The sequence below is a fragment of the Pseudovibrio sp. Ad26 genome (genome assembly GCF_001623285.1).
GTDB lineage: Bacteria > Pseudomonadota > Alphaproteobacteria > Rhizobiales > Stappiaceae > Pseudovibrio > Pseudovibrio ascidiaceicola.
The window spans coordinates 1-19,075 of the sequence record NZ_LMCE01000090.1 but is presented as its reverse complement, the minus strand read 5'-3'; the positions used below and the strand labels follow the sequence as shown (position 1 = coordinate 19,075).

16 protein-coding genes and 1 tRNA gene are annotated in these 19,075 nt (G+C 50.4%); 8 read left to right on the top strand and 9 right to left on the bottom strand.

Annotation, left to right across the window (positions count from 1 at the left end):
* Window positions 1-109: 109 nt before the first annotated feature.
* From PsAD26_RS19560 to PsAD26_RS19535, 7 genes are all read left to right on the top strand, one after another.
* A tRNA-Met gene (locus PsAD26_RS19560) sits at window positions 110-186 on the top strand.
* A 187-nt stretch (window positions 187-373) separates the two neighbouring features.
* Window positions 374-949: a restriction endonuclease subunit S gene (locus tag PsAD26_RS19555; protein ID WP_153041539.1), complete on the top strand. Its 576-nt coding sequence runs from the start codon at window positions 374-376 to the stop codon at window positions 947-949.
* Window positions 950-1,057: 108 nt separating this feature from the next.
* The gene (locus PsAD26_RS29435) at window positions 1,058-1,363 is read left to right on the top strand and encodes a hypothetical protein (RefSeq protein WP_153041538.1); all 306 of its coding nucleotides are present in this window, start codon (window positions 1,058-1,060) and stop codon (window positions 1,361-1,363) included.
* A gap of 62 nt (window positions 1,364-1,425) precedes the next feature.
* Entirely contained in the window at window positions 1,426-2,943 is a 1,518-nt protein-coding gene (locus PsAD26_RS19550) for a type I restriction-modification system subunit M (protein WP_063311790.1), read from the top strand.
* Window positions 2,936-4,132: a restriction endonuclease subunit S gene (locus PsAD26_RS19545; protein ID WP_063311789.1), complete on the top strand. Its 1,197-nt coding sequence runs from the start codon at window positions 2,936-2,938 to the stop codon at window positions 4,130-4,132. Before PsAD26_RS19550 ends, PsAD26_RS19545 begins: the two co-directional genes overlap by 8 nt.
* Entirely contained in the window at window positions 4,129-7,359 is a 3,231-nt protein-coding gene (locus PsAD26_RS19540; RefSeq protein ID WP_063311788.1) for an HsdR family type I site-specific deoxyribonuclease, read from the top strand. The genes PsAD26_RS19545 and PsAD26_RS19540 overlap by 4 nt, the downstream gene beginning before the upstream one ends.
* Complete coding sequence (locus PsAD26_RS19535; protein WP_063311787.1) at window positions 7,356-8,072, top strand: SprT family zinc-dependent metalloprotease; 717 nt, start codon at window positions 7,356-7,358, stop codon at window positions 8,070-8,072. The genes PsAD26_RS19540 and PsAD26_RS19535 overlap by 4 nt, the downstream gene beginning before the upstream one ends.
* 113 nt (window positions 8,073-8,185) lie before the next feature.
* On the opposite strand, the gene PsAD26_RS19530 is transcribed toward PsAD26_RS19535, so the two are convergent.
* The 5 genes from PsAD26_RS19530 to PsAD26_RS19510 all read right to left on the bottom strand — a co-directional run bounded on the left by PsAD26_RS19530 (window position 8,186) and on the right by PsAD26_RS19510 (window position 14,427).
* Window positions 8,186-8,605: a hypothetical protein gene (locus PsAD26_RS19530; RefSeq protein WP_063311786.1), complete on the bottom strand. Its 420-nt coding sequence runs from the start codon at window positions 8,603-8,605 to the stop codon at window positions 8,186-8,188.
* Window positions 8,606-8,607: 2 nt separating this feature from the next.
* The gene (locus tag PsAD26_RS19525; protein ID WP_063311785.1) at window positions 8,608-9,255 is read right to left on the bottom strand and encodes an N-acetylmuramoyl-L-alanine amidase; all 648 of its coding nucleotides are present in this window, start codon (window positions 9,253-9,255) and stop codon (window positions 8,608-8,610) included.
* 225 nt (window positions 9,256-9,480) lie between these two features.
* Window positions 9,481-9,705, bottom strand: coding sequence for a hypothetical protein (locus PsAD26_RS19520; protein WP_063311784.1), 225 nt, complete (start codon window positions 9,703-9,705; stop codon window positions 9,481-9,483).
* Window positions 9,702-10,451 (bottom strand): DUF2793 domain-containing protein, encoded by a 750-nt coding sequence (locus PsAD26_RS19515; protein ID WP_063311783.1) that lies wholly within the window; start codon window positions 10,449-10,451, stop codon window positions 9,702-9,704. Before PsAD26_RS19515 ends, PsAD26_RS19520 begins: the two co-directional genes overlap by 4 nt.
* A 10-nt stretch (window positions 10,452-10,461) precedes the next feature.
* A complete protein-coding gene (locus tag PsAD26_RS19510; RefSeq protein WP_063311782.1) occupies window positions 10,462-14,427 on the bottom strand; it encodes a glycoside hydrolase TIM-barrel-like domain-containing protein in 3,966 nt (1,321 codons plus the stop codon).
* 122 nt (window positions 14,428-14,549) lie between these two features.
* Between PsAD26_RS19510 and PsAD26_RS19505 the strand changes: the two genes are divergently transcribed.
* Window positions 14,550-15,422, top strand: coding sequence for a hypothetical protein (locus PsAD26_RS19505; protein ID WP_063311781.1), 873 nt, complete (start codon window positions 14,550-14,552; stop codon window positions 15,420-15,422).
* Window positions 15,423-15,460: 38 nt separating this feature from the next.
* On the opposite strand, the gene PsAD26_RS19500 is transcribed toward PsAD26_RS19505, so the two are convergent.
* From PsAD26_RS19500 to PsAD26_RS19485, 4 genes are all read right to left on the bottom strand, one after another.
* A complete protein-coding gene (locus PsAD26_RS19500) occupies window positions 15,461-15,895 on the bottom strand; it encodes an NlpC/P60 family protein (RefSeq protein WP_063311780.1) in 435 nt (144 codons plus the stop codon).
* Window positions 15,892-16,776, bottom strand: a complete 885-nt coding sequence (locus PsAD26_RS19495) for a DUF2163 domain-containing protein (RefSeq protein WP_063311779.1) — start codon at window positions 16,774-16,776, stop codon at window positions 15,892-15,894. The genes PsAD26_RS19500 and PsAD26_RS19495 overlap by 4 nt, the downstream gene beginning before the upstream one ends.
* Before the next feature lie 3 nt (window positions 16,777-16,779).
* Complete coding sequence (locus PsAD26_RS19490) at window positions 16,780-17,409, bottom strand: DUF2460 domain-containing protein (RefSeq protein WP_063311778.1); 630 nt, start codon at window positions 17,407-17,409, stop codon at window positions 16,780-16,782.
* On the bottom strand, window positions 17,409-19,075 hold a 1,667-nt coding region (locus tag PsAD26_RS19485; protein WP_193758318.1), incomplete at its 5' end, for a phage tail tape measure C-terminal domain-containing protein. The genes PsAD26_RS19490 and PsAD26_RS19485, both read right to left, overlap by 1 nt.

Here is a 19,075-nt window from a genome sequence, read left to right as displayed (position 1 = left end):
CCCCTGCGCCAATGGTACTTCGTCTTAAGACGCGGGAGAGTAGGGCGCCGCCGGGCATGAATAAAGCACACCGACAAACCTCATCAAAATGAACAGAACAACATATTACCGCGGGGTGGAGCAGCCCGGTAGCTCGTCAGGCTCATAACCTGAAGGTCGTAGGTTCAAATCCTACCCCCGCAACCAAAATTCGATCAATAGATCAACAACATAACAAAAGCCCTGAACCTCTGGTTCAGGGCTTTTTGCGTTCGCGTCAACACCACGTCAACATTCAAGGTGTTCTTGAGATAGTTTTCAAAAAAATGCAGTAGGCACGATTACTGCATGAAAAACTATTGACATCTCTTCCTGTCTAAACTATAACTGTAGCATGAGTTACAGACAAGAAAATATTCAATTGCTCGATTTGGCTGAGATTCAGGGAGGGATGACTGTGAGGTCGCGACTTTCTGAGGATTCTGCTGGTGGCTTGGAGGCGGTGCAGTTAGGGGATTTGTTGCGTAGCGACGCCTTTTTGCTGTCGAGTGCGAGCAAATTTCATCTTGAGGGGAAGGTAGAGCGCTATCGAGTCCGGGATGGGGATCTTTTGTTTCGGTCGCGGGGGGATAGGAATACTGCGGCTGTTGTTGTGGGTAGTGCAGACGAAACAGCTGTTGCAGTGTCTCCATTAATTATTATCAGGCCGCGGGCTGAGGTGGTTCTTCCTGAATATCTTGCTTGGTTTATCAATCAAACGCCTTCGCAGTTATATTTTGATAGCTGCGCAAGAGGAACCAGTTTGCGAATGATTTCGCGGAAAGATTTGGATCAGTTGCAGGTTTCTGTTCCTGACTTTGAGAAGCAGAAATTGATCGTGAATATTAGTAAGCTGGCGACGCAAGAACAGTTCTTGCTTCAGCAGCTAGCAGAAAAGAAAAAAGAGTATTTGGATTTCGTCTTGCTATAGCAGGTTCGGAATGCCCAGCTTCATAGAGGTGAAGCCGGGCAATAAAGCAATCAACATGCGTACGAGGCATGCTGATTTAGGAAACAGACACGTGAAAGGAAAATTCTAATGTCTATCACAATCGGTAAATACCATGCTGAAGGTCCATTCAGCAACCAAAACTTACTACAAGCTCGTTCCGGAGTTTATGTCATTTTGGGTAGAAAGAACAGCACGAGTAATTGGACTGTAGTTGATGTGGGTGAGTCACAAAATGTTCAAGAGAGAGTCACCAGCCATGATCGAAGCCCTTGTTGGCGTGGTCAAGGACATTCTGAACTTGCTGTTGCTGCGATCTATAAAGATGAGCGAGAGCGAATGCAGGTTGAACGGGAACTCCGGCAGCATTTTGCGCCACCTTGTGGCGTGTATTGATTAATTCATTTTGGGCGTAGGCAGCAGAGCTTACGCCCCCATAATAATAAGAGGAAATTTTTATGACTGATAAATTGACACAGGCAGAAGTGAATAACACTGTGTGGGCAGCTTGCGACACCTTCCGAGGCGTAGTCGATGCTGGCCAATACAAAGATTACATCCTGGTGATGTTGTTTCTTAAATACATTTCAGACCTCTGGAATGATCATTTCGAGGCTTATCGTGATCAGTTTGGTGATGACGAGGTACGTATCCGCCGCCGTATGGAGCGTGAACGCTTTATACTACCCAAGGGGGCAAGCTTCTATGATCTTCATGAAAATCGAAATGAAGCTAACATTGGTGAGCTGATCAACATTGCTCTTGAGAAAATTGAAGATGCCAACCGCGCCAAACTGGAAGGCGTGTTTAGAAATATTGATTTCAACTCAGAAGCCAACCTCGGGCGCACAAAAGACCGTAATCGTCGCCTAAAGTTAATGCTTGAGGACTTCAATAAGCCAGCACTTGATCTTCGTCCTTCGCGGGTGAAGGAAGATATCATTGGCGAGTGCTATATCTACTTGATTTCGAAGTTTGCATCAGATGCAGGCAAGAAAGCAGGTGAGTTCTATACCCCTGCCGCTGTCTCCGGCCTGCTTGCCAAACTTGCGGGGCCAAAACCAGGTGATACGATTTGTGATCCGGCCTGTGGTTCAGGGTCTCTGCTCATTCGTGCTGCAGAGGAAGTCGGCTCCGACAACTATGCGCTTTACGGTCAGGAAGTGAATGGTGCAACTTGGGCACTATCTCGTATGAACATGTTTTTGCATTCAAAAGATGCTGCAAAGATTGAATGGTGCGATACGCTCAATAGCCCTGCTCTTGTTGAACAAGACCACCTTCAAAAGTTCGATGTGGTGGTTGCGAACCCGCCATTTTCCTTGGACAAGTGGGGGGCGGATAATGCAGAGACAGACCAGTTCAAACGGTTCTGGCGTGGCGTTCCGCCTAAGTCTAAAGGCGATTACGCCTTCATCACTCATATGCTTGAAATAGCAAAGCGGCAATCTGGACGTGTCGCGGTGATCGTGCCCCATGGAGTATTATTCCGTGGGGGGGCTGAAGGCAAAATTCGTAAAGCATTGATTGAAGAAAACCTTCTTGATGCAGTTATTGGTTTGCCCGCTAACCTTTTCACGACAACGGGCATTCCCGTTGCTGTCTTGGTGTTTGACCGGTCTCGTGAAGAAGGCGGTGTGAATGAAGCTCGTAGGGATGTTCTCTTTATTGATGCAAGTAAAGAGTTTACTTCCGGGAAGACAATCAATGTGATGAGCAATGATCACATAAAAAAAATCTTGAGTACATACCAAGGCCGCATTAATGATGAAAAGTATTCGCTTTGCGTTGGTCTTGAAAAAATATCAGAGAATGAATTCAATCTGAATATTCCTCGTTACATTGATACCTTTGAACCAGAAGAAGAAATAGATATAGTTGCTGTTCAAAAGGATATTCTAAGGATCGAAGCTGATCTCACTGAAGTGCGCTCAAAAATGATGGTGTACCTAAAGGAGCTTGGGATTGATGCCTGATTCTAACAGCACCGAAAAATCATTTGTATTTCAAGCGCATACTATGGATGATAGAGTAAAACTTGGCGATTTTGTAAAGATATTTAGTGGTGTTTCTCCATCTCAAGTTGATCTGCTCGAGACTGGTTCTTTTCCTTTTGTCAAAGTTGAAGACCTTAATAACTGTAATAAATATCAAAAAGATAGCAGAAGCTACACTAATGAAAAAAAGGGGCTAGTGCCTGCTGGAGCCGTACTCTTTCCCAAACGCGGTGCAGCAATAATGAATAATAAAATTAGATTAGCATTAGTAGATATTGTTATCGATACAAACTTGATGGCGATTTTGCCTGATAATCGTTTGCTCAATGAGTATCTATTTTATGTAATTGAGTATGAAGGTCTACATAAAATTGCGGATACTTCTACCATTCCGCAATTAAATAACAAGCATATAAATCCGTTTAGAGTTTATATCCCTCTGATTACACAACAGCGTAAGATTGCGGAAATATTGCGGACGTGGGATCAAACTATTGAGACCTTGGAGGAGCTTCGTGCGAGAAAGGAATGTTTTACAACAGGAGTTCAGCAACGCTTTTTTGAGAGCGAATATGAAGCAGAAACCTCGCTTAGCAGAGCTAAAAATGTTTTTGAAACAGTATCAGAACGAGGGAAACCCGATCTCCCACTGCTGGCTGTTATGCAAGATATTGGCATTGTACGTCGTGATGAGCTAGACCGCCGTGTTACGATGCCTGACGGAGATATTTCTAACTATAAAGTAGTTCGACCGGGAGATTTTGTGATTAGCCTTCGTTCCTTCGAAGGAGGGCTAGAGTACTCTGATGTACTAGGACTTGTTAGTCCAGCTTATACAGTGTTGCGACCCAAAGTGAAGATCATTGATGACTATTATCGGCATTTCTTTAAGTCTAAAAGTTTTATTGGACGTTTAGACCGGCTGGTGTTTGGGATTCGTGACGGTAAGCAGATTTCATTTCGAGATTTTGGAGATATGTACATTCCATCTCCTTCGCTTGAGCAGCAGAAAGGTGTGGCTGAATCCTTAAACTTGATTGAAGCTGAACTCTCGATTGAGCAACAACGTATTGATGCTATATCAACGCAAAAGCGCGGTTTAATGCAGAAGCTTATGACTGGAGAGTGGCGTGTAAAGACTGATGCAGATGAAGAGGCTGCCGCATGAGCCTAAACGTTGTTAGTCAGGGGTTTAATCCTGCTGAAAAGTATCAGTCGCAGATTCCGGCGATTCAAACACTTGTGGCTCTGGGTTTTGCGCCTTTATCCAAAAAGCAAACTGATGCATTACGTGGGAAACCACGTAATGTTATCCTTGATGATGTTCTCGTTGAACAAGCACTTAAGCTAAATCACTATAGCTACCGTGGGCAAGATTATGCATTTGATCTCGCAGATGCCCATGAGGCTCTGCGTCGTCTGAAGCCAACTCCAGACAAACTGAAAGGTTTGAAAGGAACTAATCAGGATCTATACGACCTGATGGTGCTGGGCACTACTATCACCAAGGCAATTGAAGGTGATAGTAAGAGTTACTCGTTCAAATACATCGATTGGGAGCAGCCAGAGAATAACGTTTATCATGTCACCGCTGAGATGACCATTGAGCGGACAGGAAGTACAAGCACGCGGCGGTGCGACATCGTCTGCTTCGTTAATGGCATTCCTTTTGTTGTTATTGAAAACAAGAGGCCAACAGAAGAGCTGAAAAAAGCTGACAGTCAGCTCATCGGTTATCAGAATGAAGACAATATCCCTCAGCTGTTTCATTATGCGCAACTACTGTTGAGCATGAAACGTCAGGAAGCCAGATTTGCAACTGTAGGAACTCCGCGCAAATTCTGGCAAATCTGGCGAGAGGAAGAAGATCAAGATTCTGATATTGATGCGGTGATCAACCGTCCTCTAACGCTTGATGAGAAAACAGCTGTTTTCTCAGGGGAGCTTGCGGCTGCTTTGCCTTTTTTTGAAGAGCTTTCGGCTGCTGGAGACAGAGCTATCAGTCAACAGGATCGTATTATCTTCGCGCTGTGTCGTCCCGAGCGGCTGTTGGAGATGGTTAGGCGTTTTACTGTATTTGATGGAGGCGTAAGGAAAATCGCTCGCCATCAGCAATTTTTTGGAATCCGTTCTGCAATTCAGCGCCTGAAGCATTTTGATACTAAGGAGAAACGTAAGGGCGGAGTTATCTGGCACACCCAAGGATCAGGTAAGAGCCTAACGATGGTGATGCTGGGTCGTGCGCTTGCACTTGATAAGGAAATTAAAAATCCGCGCCTTCTTATTGTCACAGACCGAGATGATTTGGATAAACAGATCAAAGGGACTTTTAAGTCGTGTGAAATGGAGCCAATTCGGGCGACCAAAGGCACACATCTGATTGAATTAATCAAGAATAAGACGCCGCTCATTACAACGATCATCAACAAGTTTGAAACAGCAATGAAGGCTAGTGACTTTGTTGATGAGAGTTCGGAGATCTTTGTCTTAGTTGATGAGAGCCATCGAAGCCAATCGGGGAAGAGTGGTGGTCTTGGGAAGTTTGCCGTAAATATGCGGCGCGTATTGCCACAAGCTTGCTATCTCGGCTTTACCGGTACACCACTGCTCAAGAAAGAGAAGAATACTCTGAGCACATTCGGTGGATTGATCCATAAATACACGATTGATGAAGCCGTAAAAGATGAGGCTGTTGTCCCGCTATTGTATGAGGGGCGGCTTGTCGAGCAGCAGGTTAGCGGTAATGCTGTCGACATGTGGTTTGAAAAGATTAGCAAGGGCCTTACAGATAAGCAAAAGGCTGATTTAAAACGCAAATTTTCCCGAATGGATGTGCTTGCTAAAACGAGTCAGGCGATTTTCGCAAAAGCGTTTGATATCTCCGAGCATTACCGACAATACTGGCAAGGAACTGGATTTAAAGCTCAGTTGGTTGCCCCGTCTAAAGCAGCAGCAGTTCGTTTTAAAGAAATCCTTGATGAGATAGGACATGTCACTAGTGAAGTTGTAATCTCTGCTCCTGATGAGAAGGAGGGTATTGACGAAGTCGATCAGGAATCCAAGGACTTGGTGCGCAAGTTCTGGGACAAAATGATGGACAAGTACAAGAGCGAGGCTGAGTACAATCGACAGATCATTGATGCTTTTAAGGGATCTGGTGAACCGGAGATTTTGATTGTTGTTTCAAAGCTTCTCACAGGCTTCGATGCTCCGCGTAATACAGTTCTCTATGTCTGTAAAACTTTGCGCGAACATAACTTGTTGCAGGCGATAGCACGTGTAAACCGGTTGTTTGAAGATGGAGACAAAGAGAAAGAGTTTGGCTTCATCGTTGATTATGAGGGCTTGCTCGGCGAGCTGGATAAAGCTCTGACAACCTATAGCGCTTTCGAAGGGTTCGACAATGATGACGTTGCTGGAACACTTCATGATATCCGGGAGGAAATCAGAAGACTCCCTCAATTACACGATCAGCTCTGGGATACCTTCAAAGAAGTTCGCAATAAAAAAGATATGGAGCAATTTGAGCAGCTTCTTGCGGATGAAGCGAAGCGCCATGAGTTCTACGCACGTTTAAAGGCTTATGGTCGATGCCTGCATATCTCGCTGTCGTCAGAAAAGCTTTATGATGTGTTCGAGGACAGCAAGGTTGAAGTCTTTTCGAAAGACTGGCGGGCGTTCTCTGAGTTAAAGCGCTCAGTACAGCTTCGATATCAAGAGACCATTGATATGCGTGAGTTTGAGCCGAAAATCCAGAAGCTGTTGGATGATCATGTAACCGCCAAACCCGCGGAAGTGATCATTGAGCTCGTCAACATCAACGATACAGATGCATTAAATGCAATTGTTGAAGAAGATGAGACAACAGCAGCGTCGAAGGCAGATCGCATCGCGAGTGCAACCAAGCGCACGATCTCAGAGAAAATGGAGCAAGACCCATCTTTCTACCAGCAGTTTTCTGAGATGTTGGAAGAGACAATAAAAGATTATCGTGAAAAGAGAATTTCAGAGAAGGATTATCTGAAGAATGTTGTTGACCTTGCGAGCAAAGTGGCTCGCAAAGATCATGGGCGTAAGTTCCCCGAGAGCATAAAAGGTGATGAAGATTCTCAAGCTGTGTTTGGCATCTTAGACCCCATCTTTAGCAAAGTCATGGATCCGACTGATGAAGCTGTAACGGCTGATGTGGCGAAAGCCATTGTTATGATAGTGAAGAAGCATCATATCGTTGATGTTTGGAGCAACGAGATTGCACAGAACAATATGCGAAATGCTATCGATGATTACTTTTTTGATGTCGTTCGTGATGATAAGGGAATTGATATCCCTGTAGAACAGCTTGACGATATTGAACTTAAAATCATGGATGTAGCTCGGGCGAGGTTTCCGGGATGACCTCAGATGTTTTTCACCTGCCTTATGGTGATCAACTCATAGAGTTTATTCTGGTGAGGCGGGATAGAAAAACGCTGGCGATTAACGTTCATCCTGATCAAAAAGTCGAGGTTGTAGCGCCCCTAACTGCGACGCTTGAGAGCATTTTTGAGAAGGTGCACAAAAGAGCGCCGTGGGTTCGACAACAGATACAATACTTTGAGCAGTTCCAGCCACGAACACCTCCCCGTGTCTACGTGGCTGGAGAAACGTATAGGTATCTTGGGCGGCAATATAAGTTGAAGATTTCGCGTGCAATTCAGAACTCCGTCAAAATGCAGCGTGGTCAAATTATAGTTTCAACGACCAAACCACAGCAAAGTGATCAGACGCGAGAACTGGTTAGGGAATGGTTTTTGAAACGCGCCAAAATCAAGTTTGCAGAGCGGCTATTGATATCTCAAGATCGTTTTCCAGATCCAAAGCAAATGGCGCCCAATAACTTATTGGTCCGGGAGTTAAGTCACCGATGGGGATCTATGACTGCAAAAAGAAACTTAGTTCTTAACCGTAGTTTGATCGGAGCATCTACGGAGGCAATTGATTACGTAATCACGCACGAGCTTTGTCACATCGAATATCTTCACCATGGTCCTGAGTTCTACGATTTACTTCGACGCGTCATGCCTGATTGGGAAACTCGTAAAGCAAAGTTAGAACGGCAGATGGCCTGATGTATTGAATGATGGATCAAGGGTGTATTTTTGGCTGAGCAATGACATGTAGTTTCCCATTCGCGCATTCCCTTCCTTGCTTCTCGGCTACCACCGCATCTATAAGCTGCCCCTCATTGCGCGGGATTGCTCCGCGGTAGCCAGGGCAGGGGCGCAGGAGATCTGCTGGGATTGGTGGCGGCATTGTTATCTGAGGTAGAGGTGGTTCTCTTGCTGTACAAGCGTTCAGCAGCAGTGCCCAGAAAATCAGATAGGGGCGCATCACGGCCCTCCATGGATTGAAGATCGTTGGCGAGTTCCTCCCAGCGCTCGGCTTCCGCTTCTGCTTGCTGCAGATATGCCCTGTGGATTCGCGCCACTTCTTCAGCTCGAGCAAGTGCCATTTGAGCCTGAGAGAGTTGTTGCCTGGTGCTTTTCAGCTCAGCTGCAATACGCTCTTGATCACGAACATGATCGGCGAAGAACCAGAGTGCAGCTGCGATCGCGGCAACAATAATTGCACAGGGTGCCAGACGGAATAGCAAGCTGATCATTTTCAGAGTTTCGCTTCGGTGACGAGGGAGCGCAGCCTGTTGCCCACGTCAATTGGATCGCCAACTTCTGGCATATCCGGCAGCCAGGTGATGTCCCATTTGCTGCGTTGTTTGACCCCCAGCGTCGGCTGAACTTCTGCATGGGTAAGAACGGAGTATGGGCTCACCGGGATCTGGTAAGTTTCACAGAGATCAGCAGCAGTCTCTGCTAGTGCCTGAACTTGAACTTGCGTGATTGGATACTTGCCGGGATCAAAAGGAGACTCTATTGCACCTGCCATAGCATCCAACGCTACTCCAACGGAGCCGGTGTTAAGCGCTCTGGTGTGAGCGGCATAGCGGCCATCGAGGCAATTGGCATTGGCCTCTGGTTTCAGTGCACCTGCATGTGTTCGGCCTGAGCGATCGATGATGAGGTGGTAGTGCTGTCGCTCCAGCTCAATGAGCCCGTCCGCGCCTGCTGTCCAATGCAGGATGATCCGATGCAGCCCAGAGGCATGAAACAACTCCTCGACGCGCTTCACGTTCCGCGCTTTCAACGCCTCAGCTATCGCAGCTTTTGTCTTTGGTCCATCAAGACCATCGATGGGACCGGGATCATAGCTCAGCGCAGCAAGTCGGGCTTGGATGTCTCGTGTCGTGTACGTCATGGTTAGTCCTCCAGACATAAAAAAAGCCGCCCGAAGGCAGCTTGAAGAGATGAGTTCTTTGGAATGCGCAGGCGTCAGGTTCGGTCTTTGGCTTTTCTCGCCTGTGCCAGCTCCTTAAGCGCCTGAGTGAGCTCCTGGCGCTTTTGGCGCACGGCAAGTACAGCCTGCCGACTACAAGTCTTGCATGTTCGCTTGCGGGACTGCGGAACGACTTTCAGGAAGCGTTTAATCACGGCGCATGATCATCTCGGTTAAGGCGCGAATGGCCTCTGTGCTGGCTTGCAGGCTTTCGGTAGCCTCCTTCTGGATTTCACAAAGGGCAGCGTTGTATTCCTTAGTGTCTTGCCGCCACCAATTGAGGACTCTCCAAGCAAAAAAGCCCAGACCAACAATGGCAACGGCTGCGGGTCCGCCGCCCAGCGCATTGATGATCTCGCCAAGGTTGGTCATGGGGCGTCCAGTACGCCAACGCTGAGATAATGGATCGCCACGCTGACGGTACCCCCAGTGAAGTCACCACCCTTGGCGGTCAGGCGGATCGGCGTATCGGCATAAAAGCCTTGCGGGCCAATGATCCCCTTGTTGATGCTGCCAGCGGCAATGCCGAGGGAGCCGCCGAACTTGGAGAGCTCGCCGTCAATGCCACAGTCATAGGACGTGGCACCTGTGATTGCTGAGACTGTTCGGGTGGAAACGCCAAGGCAGATGGAGCGATCGGGAATGGTGATCGTGGTCTCGACAATAGAGCCAGACAGACCTGAGAGCGTTTCCTCCAGAACACCCAGGCCTGTGGTGCTTCCAAGCGCCCCTCTGGCGACATGAACCAGCGGCGTTGATCTCAGTAGGTTCAAGGCATCAGAGAGAGCTTTCCAGCTACCCGCAGTATAGACCAACAATGTTTCAGCATCCGCGTCCCAGACGCGCATTCCGTCGATCGCAGGAAGGCGGAACCAGCTGCCATCGGCGTAGAGGGCCACATCCTTCTCCCAGCCAGTCCATGCGTCTGTGGCGGGAGAACTCACGATATAAGCATCGCCTTCACTCGAAACGCTTGGCGGTGCTGCCAAATTTGCATTGAGGGCCCGTATCTGAATGAGGCCATCGAGTAGGCGAAGGGCCTCATTGTGGGTGACATGCTTTTGTGCTTGCGCTGCCATGATGTAGGGCAGGGCAAGCCGAGATGTTGTCTCTGACATGGTCGGTGCCTCAGAAATGCAAAGTGGCGGTATGCGGCGTGCCGCGGCCTAAAGTGTTGGAAAGCTGGTAGATGCGGAGGGAGAGGATGTCTCCTGCTGACAGCTCTGCGCCGAAATCCTCTATCTGCTGCGTGCCGATATAAATCACGCTGGAGGTTGTTGAACTCAGCGTGCGGATTACTACAGAGCCGTCTTTGAGGATCTCCACCTCATAGGCCTCGACGGCTTTGCCAAGTGGCACATCGCGTAACAGCCAGCTGTCCGCTTCGGGCACGCGAGAACGCCTGATCCAGGAGAGAGTGAGATCTCCGGGTAGCCGTCCTGTGCGATTGGGCTGGGCAACATGAACCGGAGAGAACGGACGCAAGCCATTGGCTTCCGGCGTAAAGCCTAATGCTAACGTGGCAGGATCAGAGAGCGCCGCTCTACCAGGCACAATCCGCCATTGGAACGGCAAGCTTATCTCGCTCAAAGTGATGGGAGCCGGAACCAGATTATCATCAAGACGGATGATCCTTGCGCCTGCCGGGAGTGTATCGACGATAGAACTCTCGGTACCACGTTGACCGCGAAGCAGCCGTGAGAGCTTGTAGGTGCTGGGCGCTATGAGATCTGCTCTACTGGCCTGAATGATTTCCCAGGTGCTGGGAGCAGCCTCAATCGCAAAGGCATTGCCACCTGCAAAGAGCTCTAAGTCTGTAATGCTCTCGATGGTCTCAGAGGAAACTGAAATCACCAGTTCATTGCCAAGATCGAACCTGGAGGTAGGACCTCGCTTAAGAGGCTCCATTGTTACCCCAAACTGAGCCGGTGTGGTGATCTGTGCAACCCGTTTGAAGCCTGCGTCTGATTGGCTGCGATAGACATTGAGAACACCCGGCCAGGGATCGGCATAAGCTGCCATCAACGGCTGATGAGCAGGGGTGCTGTCTGACAGCTGCGGCAGGTCGAGAAACGCAAACAGCGGCTTGCCAAAGACAACGGCCTGCGAAAGCGCTCCATCCGTTCTCTTGCGTGACGGGCCGGGCGGCATATCGTAGACTTGGCGGTCTTGCAAAACGCTGGTTACCTTGCGCTCCAGACCATCATTCATGCTCAATAGCCGCAGATCATAACTCCTTCCATCATGGTCCAGCGTAACCACATCTGTTGGATCAAGGGCAAGCTCTGACGGCGGTAGCGCAAAGCTGGCGCCTTCCCGTCCAACCCATGCCTCTTGCAGTGCGCGGCGTACTCGGCGTTCCGCTTCTTCTGGGGCAACGGCAAGTGAGAAGCTTTCTGATGATATGCGGCTTGCCTGCACTGTTACCCGCTGCGCTTCCACCTGGATGGCGTCATAGTCTTCATCTGATCGGGTAACAGACCATTTGAGCGCTTGCGGCAGTTCGGTTTCCTGCGCGCGTTCAAACTCGATGGGTTCGGTGTCTTTTGGTGCTGCCACCAGATCATCAAGCTCAAGGCGTTTGACGGCACCGCGGCCACGCATCTTGAAATGCAGGATGCCTTGGCTTTCGACCGCATCAAAACCGAAGTGCCGTGCCAATACCGCAATCGAAGCACGTGGGCTTTGCAAGGCTGAGATCACATAGCCTTCCACGGCACCATAAAGATCAGAGGTGTCGATCAGATCTCCAGACAGCCCAGCGCGTTCGCATAGGTGTTTGACAAGTGCGCCAAGACCAACGGCTCCGAGCCGTCCTCCCAGCCAGTGCCCCAGTCGCCAGTTGTCACCATCTGACCAGATGTTGGTGAGTTCTGGAAAGAACGGATAGGGGCGGGCATCCCATGTCCAGGCAGAGCAATTGCCAAGGTCCAGCATGGGACCGTCATAGACGCTTGATGTGGGATTGTTGTCTGGCTCTTGCCAATAGCTCAGTGTGGCATTCAAGTAAGTCCGCTGAATGGCATCATCGCGCCAGGCACGAGAAAAGTAGGGCACCTTGGATTCTGAGGACTTGGGATCAATGAACACATTGGGCTGGTTGGTGGCGCGGTCTACAGCAGGACAGCCGAACTCGGTAAACCAGATGGGCTTGCTCTGTGGCACCCAGGCAGTTGGCGCTGCTTCTTCTTCGCCGGTTGGGCGATTGAAGTGCTGGTTGTTCCACCAACTTTGAAGGTCTTTATAGCGAAACACCCAGGGCTTGTTGTGGGCACCATCGGTTATGGATGTTCTCATCTGAGCAATACGATCAGCATCGCTCGCATAAAACCAGTCAAAACCTTCTCCGCCGGCTATGTTGCCCTTTAAATAGCTCTGATCGAATATGTGCGGGTGGATTTGTGCATCGAGATGGTCAAAGCCGCCACGCCAATCAGAAAGCGGCATGTAGTTATCGATGCCGATAAAATCGCAAGTCTCATGAGCCCAGATTGGATCAAGATGGAAGAAAAGATCTTCGCTGTCATCTACCGGCCTGAAGCCGAAATACTCGGACCAGTCGGCAGCATAAGAGAGCTTGGTATCTGAACCTACAACAGAGCGCACATCGCTTAAGAGACTGGTCCAGTAGTCAACTGCGGGAAAGCTGTTTGCTGGCCCTCGCACCTGATTAAGCGCGCGCATTTCTGAGCCAATAAGAAACGCATCCACTCCGCCAGCAGCTTTGCAAAGGTGGGCATAGTGCAGGATCATCCGGCGCAAACCCCAATTACCCGGTGGTCCTGTCCAGGAAACACTGGTTCCGCTCACACTGAAATCACCAGTCGTTGCAGAGCCAAACAGCGCAGACACTTGTCCAGTCGCTACTTCGCTTTTGTCCGGTGAGCCAGTAAAGCCAGGAGCAGGGGAGCACGTTATCCTGCCGCGCCAGGGATAGGCGGGTTGACCGATGGTACTGACATTATCGCTGTAAGGATCGGGCAGCGTATTGTCTGGCGGGATATCCATCAGGATGAAGGGATAGAAAGTCACCCGCAGACCACGTGCTTTGATTTCCTTGATTACCTCGACAACTGTGAAATCTGCAGGCGTACCGCCAAAGACTGGATTTTCCTTATCATCACGGCTGACCAGAAAAGCATCAAACCTGCTGACACCATTGACGCTCCAAGACGTGCTGGCATTCTTGGCCGGTTGATCGACACCAGGGCGGATTTTGCAAGTTCCGCATCTGAGATCATCGCCGAACCAAGCAACCACTAGTGAGATACTCTGGATATTTGGGGCCGAGGCCTGCAAGCGGTCCAGAGCACCGATGAGATCGGCCTGTGTTGCTTCTGCATTTACGTTGATGCCAGTTGTCTTGGCGTCGCCTTCGGTTTTGGTCACCTGCCGTGTGGCATAGACATACTCACCTGATGCCGGGATCAGCGTGACGGACTGCAACCGGCCTTCCGGTGTGCCGTCCAACAGTGGGCGAAACACTTCAACAGTGATCTGCGGAATGCGGTTTCCATAACTTTCCAGTAAGAGCTCTTCAAAAACCAGATAAGCCGTGCCGCTATAGGCAGGTGCCTCGCCCATCTTGGCCTTAATGAAAGCATCAGGTTCTTGTGTCTCATCGCCCGGATACCAACGCCAGGTGACACCTTGCAGATCCATAAGCTCACCATCTGCCCAGATGCGACCAATGCCGGTGATAGTCCCTTCGCACAGCGCAATGGCAAAGGAGGCGTAATAAGTGTAGGTGGTTGTGGTGAGCTTCGGCCCACCGCCTTTGCCGCCACCTTGGGTCTGCTGGTTGATTTCCTCGCGAAAATCCGTCGCCCAGATGATATTGCCGCCAATCCTCATGCGGCCAAACACACGGGGTATGACGGCTCCCTCCGTTGAGGTGGTGACTTGCACGCGATCAAGCCGTTGGCCTTCAATGGTTTGGTCGGGAAGCGTGGTGCTGATCAGCCAACTGTCAATATAGGAGCCAGCTGCAGCACCGTTGGCACCGCCGATCGTGGCAGCGGTCACGCCAAGAAACGAACTGCCAATGGCTCCGCCCACGGCGGTGCCAACAGCGCCAAGGACAAGTGTTGCCATGGGAATCCAACATTAGTTTATAAGGAAATGGAGTAATTCTTCTTTGAAGAGCGCTTGACTTCGTTTTGAGACTTAGATTTTTTCGTTAGTATTATTATAATAATTGAGGTTTGAATAAGAGTATGGATACTTCAGTAACATCTAAAAGAGCGAAAGTCTTTTGTGACGACATGATCAAGGAGATCCCTCGATTTCCTAACGATAAAGAATCGCTTAACAAATTGAAAAACAAGAGTTTAACGGATTTACTAGTCTTGTACATCTCGTGGAGATTGAGGCATGTTGGGACTCGCTCGCGTTCAGTTGCAGGCAGAGAGGCTCTTGCAGGAGATCCACGTGCTGTTCAGTTAAAGCCCAATATAGACACGTTTTTGAAAGCAGTTGAGAATGGAAAGGATCTAACGCCTTACCTATCAATCAAGCCGAGAACGCAAGGTTATTCACCTGACGCTGAAACTGGCAGTGATCCAAAAAGTAGCTGGCTTGATAAAGATTTTCTGCTCAATGTTATGGGGCTACACCATTTTCACCTTGGTATGATTAAGGAAAAAAGGGGGCATATGGCAAGGACTAGCGAGCTTCTGTTCGCATCGGTAACTCGCGATACGTTTGAAATATTGGGTCTCTTTGATCATTCCGCTTTCGAGTATGAAGATGACGGAAGTATGACTTGTGAGCGAAAGAAGATATGGTCAGTCTATGAAGCTCAACAAAACAAAAAGCGCCTTTTGGGCCAGCTTATGATTGGCGGATACCAAAACTTCGGTATCACCATGTCTGCCCATCCTATGGCGGTGGTCAGAGCTGCACAGGAGCACGCAAGAATCATTGAAGAGGTTGATCCGAAACTAGATGACCTTTCATATGTTCAAAGTTTATTCCCAGAGGTTAGCTCTCTAAAAGAAAAGCTTAAATGGCACTATAAACATCTCGATTTTGGTCTCCTGCATGAGAAGAGCGGTACTTTTGGCGTTTTGAGCTACGGTCCTAACTAAACTTAAAAGCAGCGGAGGGGATTTGAAGTCGGAGATCTTTATCCGTTTGGTAAAGTAAACCCAAACGCCAACCTCCGCCTCCAAGCCCTTGTGAGCTGCTGCTCAATCACCCCAACCCGCTCATAAGCGTGGATGAAGTGGTTGGCATCGCTCATGATCCCGCAATGCTTGGCGATGGCTGCATCCTTCATCCGAAACAACAGAATACAGCCGGGCTTGATCTCCTCAAGCAGTACCGGCTGTAGCCACTTACTTGCTCCTTCCACTAGTACTTCCACGTCTCCCGCTTCCCCCCAATCCCGCGTGTAGGGCAGTATGTCAGTTGGCTCGTCACCAATGACCTCACGCCAGACACCGCGAACGAGCCCAAGGCAGTCGCAGCCAACTCCTCTGATGCTGGCCTGATCATGATAGGGCGTGCCGATCCAGCTTCTGGCGGCTGCGATGATGCGTTCTGCCTGACCTTCGTTCACAACGGTTCGCCCTTATGGCCACGACTGGTGGCCGCATAGCGGATCAACGTATCGTTGCCAGGAATGTGCGGAAAACCGCGGTAGCCATCGCCATTGCTGAACTTCTCAAGACAGGTTTGCCAGCGTTTATCGCAACCTGCCCGGATGCGGAAGGTATCTCCAACAATGACCGTCTTTACTGGTACTTCTAAGAGTGTGATGATCGCAACACCGGAGGTGATTTCGTGGCGGGAGACTTCCACCTGGCGGCCTTGATTGTCGTCGCTCTGCCAGGTAAGTAGCCCAAGGGCAAACCAGTCCGCTACAAACGCATCCAGGCCAGAGGCGGCAAAGCTACGATCCCCGATGAGGCTGGTGACGGTGCCGGTAGCGCTAAGTTCAGGCGTTTCCAAATTGACCTTGCAGCGGCTATCGCCAAGGGCTGCATCGCAGGCATTCTGGAAAGTGCGACCCACACTTTGCTCCAGCACGTGAGCCATGCTGCGCACCTCGGCAACAAAGGCGGTTTTGCCGCGCCGTATCTGGCCGATGGATCCACGACGCATCAGAACCCGCTCTTCAGAATTCTGCCAGTTCACCCGCCAGACTTCCACACTGGCATTGTCCCAAAGCCCGGCAAAGATATCGGTCTCGGAGATATGGTCGGAAGACAGCACACCTTCGGCTTCCTGTGCATCTACGGCAAGATCGGATGAGGCGCGTAGTTCTGATGGGATGAGCCCGGTCTCCGGTTCAAAGCTGGTACCGTCGAAGGTGAGGGTGAGATCATGATCGGTAAAACCAAAGACCACACCATCCTTGCGGATCAGCCGCCAACACCAACACAGTGTGGTGGTGCCGCTGGCAAGGTGAGTTGCCAGGTCTTCCGAGAGCTTCTTCATGTGTCAGGTGTCCCGAACTTCAATCAAGGGAATGGAGGTGATGGATCCAAGGCGCTCCAGGTCTAGCGTCACGTCGATGCTGTCAGTGTCAAAGCGGCAGGGCACATCGAACTCAAAACCAGCGGTGATGATGGCTCCCGTTGTCGGTGCCGTGCTGAGGCTGATGAGGCCTTTGGCAAGGTCAGCTGTCCAGCCGCTCGGTTGCTCGATGTTGTTCACGGCAACCCGGATGCTACCGGTCACCGGCTTCGTGATGGTGCGCCAGTATCCAAGCGCCTCAGTGCCGTAGAGTTTGCGCAACTGGAATGCTGCCTGCGTGCCATCCCCAACGCCCAGCTGCTGATCCAGAGGTGTGATCGCTCTTGAGGGCATGGAGCTTTTATAGTCGGCCCAATCCTTGAAGCGGAAAGCAAAGAGCCTTCCATTGCGTGCTTCAAAGAAGGCAATGACCTCTTGCAGTTGGTCATTGCTGCGAATGCCAAAAGCAACATCATATTCGCGCCGAGAGTTCGCCCAGGAGGCGTTGCGTTCCTCGCGTCCGGAGTAAAGCTCCACCACTTGCGTACGCCGGCGTGGCCCGCCTCTGGCGCCGCGGCTGATCTTTTCCGGGAAGCGCATATCATGAAAGACCATCAAAGCCCTCTGCGCCCGCGTGCAATGGCCCGCTGAATGTCAGCTGCCACTTGGGTTCGGGACTGACGGAAAGAGTCCACATCGCGGGTTTCGATATTGACGATGACAGGCGGCATGGATTGCTGTTTCTCTCTGCCGCCTCGGTACTCATCAATGATGCGTTCTTGGGGATGCATGAGCGCGAGGAACCCACCGCGGCCATCAAGACCGCCCGTGCGCGGAGCTGTGCCAGTATGCCCACCACCTGCAAAGCTTGTCGTCGGCGTCAAAAGCGACTTGAAGAACCCGGATAATAGGGTCTGCAGGCCACCTGATGGATTGCTCAGGCTACCGGAAAGACCCGACGCAATGGGACCAAAGATAAACCGCCGGGCTGCTAGCTTTGCCATATCGGCAATGAGCGACGTGATGAGGCTTTTAAACTCCAGCTTGCCGGTTTGAACGAAGTTGGCGATGGCCTGCTCGCCATCGGAGAAGACCTTGACAATGCGATCGCCAAAGGCACTGCCAATATCGCGGGCACTGGCCACATAGGCTTCGATTGATGCAAGCGCTGCCTCCCAGCCGACCTCGGCCTCTTCCGCTGCTTTTTTGACTGCCTTGCCAGTTTTATCTGCCGTCTCTGTAATGCGGTTGAGGGCATTTTGAACTGCGCGGGTTTTAATGGCAGAAAACAGCTCACCCATGGGATCTTGCTTTGAGATCTCGCGAACGCGCTCATCCAGCGCTTTGGAGGCAGCTGCCACCTGATCTGCATAAGGATTGGCAATCTGCCCGATCTGAACGGTTGGCAGCTCACCAACGCGGAAATTCTCATCAAGACCGGGGATATTAGAAAGCACCCGGTTGGCGGCCCGGCTTAGCGTGTTGAGGCCCTGGGTGGTTTTTCTGATCATCAGATTGATGCCGCGGATGACTGCATTGGTAGCTCCGATCATCAAAGCTGCAAAGGTTGCCGGCAATTGCTCCCAGATGGTGGTGATGATCTCATAAGTGATCTTCATCTCGTTGATGATGAAGTTACCTGTGGCTTTTGTGGCGGCCACCACACGGGTCCAGGCTGCTTCAAACCATGGAGCAAGCGCATTGATGAGGGGTGCAACAAGCGCATTAAACCCATCCCGGATGAGCTGCCACACGGCAAGCAGTGTATCGCCCATGGTGACTGAAGTCTCGCTGGTCTGATTGATCTCGTAAGTCAGACCAGCAAAGGCAGCTGTCACCCCACCCACGGCAACAGCCACTGGCCAGAACCTGCGTGCCACACCGACAAGAAGGGATCTTAGATCTTTGAAGGCTCCAGAGACGCCGCCATTACCAAAGCCATAGATCTGTGCAATCTGCGTGCCTTGCTGGGCCAAGACTAGAAACGGGTTCTGCCCACCAGCCAGCGAGACACCAATATCATTCACCTGAAAGAACATCTGCTGCAGGCGCAAGGTTGCGCCTCGCGATGCGCGGGCCATACGAGTGATAGCCGTTGTCCGGTTTTTAAGGGCAGCGATACTTTGCAAGGTCTCGCTGCGCTCACGGGCAATGGCAGCTGTCATCTCATTTGCAGAAAGCGCGCCTTCCAGATGGGCGGCTTTAATCTCTGAGATGGCTTGCCGGTATCTGCGGATCACACCAAAGACAGGATTATACCGGGCCCGCAGATCATCCAAGG